The 2,271-nt window shown below is 76.4% G+C and carries 3 protein-coding genes; 1 reads left to right on the top strand and 2 read right to left on the bottom strand.

Features of this window, described 5'->3' with window-relative positions; genetic code table 11:
- Nucleotides 1-644: TetR/AcrR family transcriptional regulator (locus ACTHMS_RS19005; protein WP_440308232.1), on the top strand; the 644-nt coding region annotated here is incomplete at its 5' end.
- 24 nt (nt 645-668) lie between these two features.
- Here ACTHMS_RS19005 and ACTHMS_RS19000 read toward each other — a convergent pair.
- Nucleotides 669-1,478, bottom strand: a complete 810-nt coding sequence (locus ACTHMS_RS19000; protein WP_440308231.1) for a DNA-formamidopyrimidine glycosylase family protein — start codon at nt 1,476-1,478, stop codon at nt 669-671.
- A gap of 13 nt (nt 1,479-1,491) precedes the next feature.
- A partial coding sequence (locus ACTHMS_RS18995) for an Lhr family helicase (protein ID WP_440308230.1) occupies nt 1,492-2,271 on the bottom strand: 780 nt, incomplete at its 5' end.

Raw genomic sequence — 2,271 nt, 5'->3', positions numbered from 1 at the left:
CACCGCCGCTCGAGCCTCAGCCGGCGACGGCGGCCGCGCCGCCTGCACCCGGCCCGGCCGTGCCGGTGGTGCTCACCGCGGCCGCCGCGTCGGCGGCACCCGTCCGCGAGCCGGGGCTGCGGTCGCGGGCGGGCAATGCGATGTCGCGCACCCGTCAGGCCCTGCTCGCCGGCGCGGCCGACACCGTCGTCGCGAGCGGCACGAAGATCACGATGGCGCAGGTCGCGATCGCCGCCGGCGTGGCCAAGGCGACCCTCTACAACCACTTCCGCACCCGCGAGGCGGTGCTCGACGGCCTGCTGGACGCCGAGGTGCGTGCGCTCGTCGACGAGCTGCGGCCGCTGCCGTTGGCCGAGGCGCTGGTCGCGGCCGCCCGGGCCCTGGGCGAGCACCCGGTGCTCGTCGCCCTGCGCGAGCGCGAGCCGCAGACCGTCGCGGCGGTCGCGACACTGCGTGGCGACGGGGCATGGACGCTCGCGCGCGGGGCGCTGGCCGAGCGCGGCGTCGCCGAGGGCGACGTGGTGCTCCGCTGGTTGGCGTCGTTCGTCCTCGCTCCGGCGTCGCCCGACCAGATCCGCAGCGACGTCGCCTTCCTCACGAACGTCTTGTCCCCGGCCCCAGTCGTCTCGGCTGCCGCCGGCTGACTGGGACGGGGGACAAGCGGCAGGTCAGGGCGTCGGCGGCGTCGTGTCAGCGGTGGGCTGGCAGGTCGGGCACCAGTAGGTGATCCGGGCGTAGGGCGGGTCACCCTGGTCGGCCTTGACGATGCGGGTGCGGCACCGGCGGCACGGCTGGCCGACCCGCTCGAACACCCAGTGCTCGTTGCCACGGCCGGGCAGACCGGTCGTGGCCTGCTCGGGGTGGTCGCGGTTCATCCGCAGCAGCTTCTGAGCGAGCACCACCATCGCCGGCAGGTCGACCACCCCGTGCACCGGCGTCCAGGGGTTGGTGCGGCGCATGAACAGGATCTCGGCCTTGTACATGTTGCCGATGCCGGCGAGGTTGCGCTGGTCGAGCAGCGCCTCGCCGATCGTGCGCTCGGGCTGCCGCTGCAGGTTCGCGACGGCGAGGTCGACGTCCCAGTCGGGACCGAGCAGATCGGGGCCGAGGTGGCCGACCAGGCGGTCCTCGTCGGCGCGCTCGACGAGCTGCAGGTCGTGCACGCGGTAGCCGGTGGCCCGCCACTCGCCGTTGCCGACGATCGCCCGGATCATGAACTCCGGGTGCTTGCGCGGACGCTGCCCCGCGCGGCTGAGGTACCACGAGCCGTCCATGCGCAGGTGGCTGTGCAGCGTGACGCCGGTGTCGAAGCGGGTCAGCACGTGCTTGCCACGCGACACCACCTCGGTGACGGTCGTGCCGCGCAGGTCGGCCGTCGCCAGCTGCGGCACCCGCAGGTCGAAGTCGGTGACGACACGGCCGGCCAGGGCCTGGTGCAGGCGGTGCGCCGTCAACCAGACCGTGTCACCCTCGGGCACGGGTCACCCTCGCTCAGCCCCGCAGCCGCAGGCCGCGGGGTGTGGGCCGGAAGCCCGCCGCCTCGAGGGCGTCGCCGAGCGCCGAGCCGCCGATCGGCGCGCCGTCGGCGCGCTCGACCTGCAGCCGCCCGAGGGCGCCGTCGCGAACGGCGAGCGCGAGCGCGTCGGCGGCCGGCTGCAGCGCCGCCGGGTCGTCGGTGAACGAGAGCAGCGACTTGCCGCCGCGCTCGACGTAGAGCACGGCCGCGCCGTCGACGAGCACGACCAGCGCGCCGGCCTTGCGCGACGGCTGGTGCCCGCGTCCGCCCTTGTCGTCGTCGGTGCGCGTCGTCGCCGGCCACGGCAGCGCCGCCCCGTAGACGTTGGCCGGGTCGGTGGCGGCCAGCACCAGCGCGGCCTCCGCCGGCCGGTCGGGCCGGGCGTACGAGCGCAGGCGGTCGACCGCGCCGGGCAGCGCGAACTGCGCGGCTCCCAGGCCCTCGACGAAGTAGCCGCGCCGCGCCCGCCCGGACTCCTCGGCCGCCTTCAGCACCGGGTACACCGCCGAGAAGCCGCCCGGCAGGCGCTCGCCCGCCACCGCGCCGCGCACGACCACGCCGTACCGGTCGAGCATGACGTCGCTGGTCGCCAGCGCGCGGCGGGTCGGGTCGAGGTCGCGCATCGGCACGGCCGACCAGCGGCCGCCCATGCCCGGCGGCACCGGACGGCCGGCGTACGCGCCACCGGGCGCAGTGAGGCCGGCGTAGCGGCCCAGCCGGCGCGGCCGCGGCGGCGCCTTCCGCGCCGGACTCGT

This window comes from Jatrophihabitans sp., from assembly GCF_051960575.1.
GTDB lineage: Bacteria > Actinomycetota > Actinomycetes > Mycobacteriales > Jatrophihabitantaceae > JBQCEE01.
This window is presented reverse-complemented; position numbering and strand designations above follow the sequence as displayed.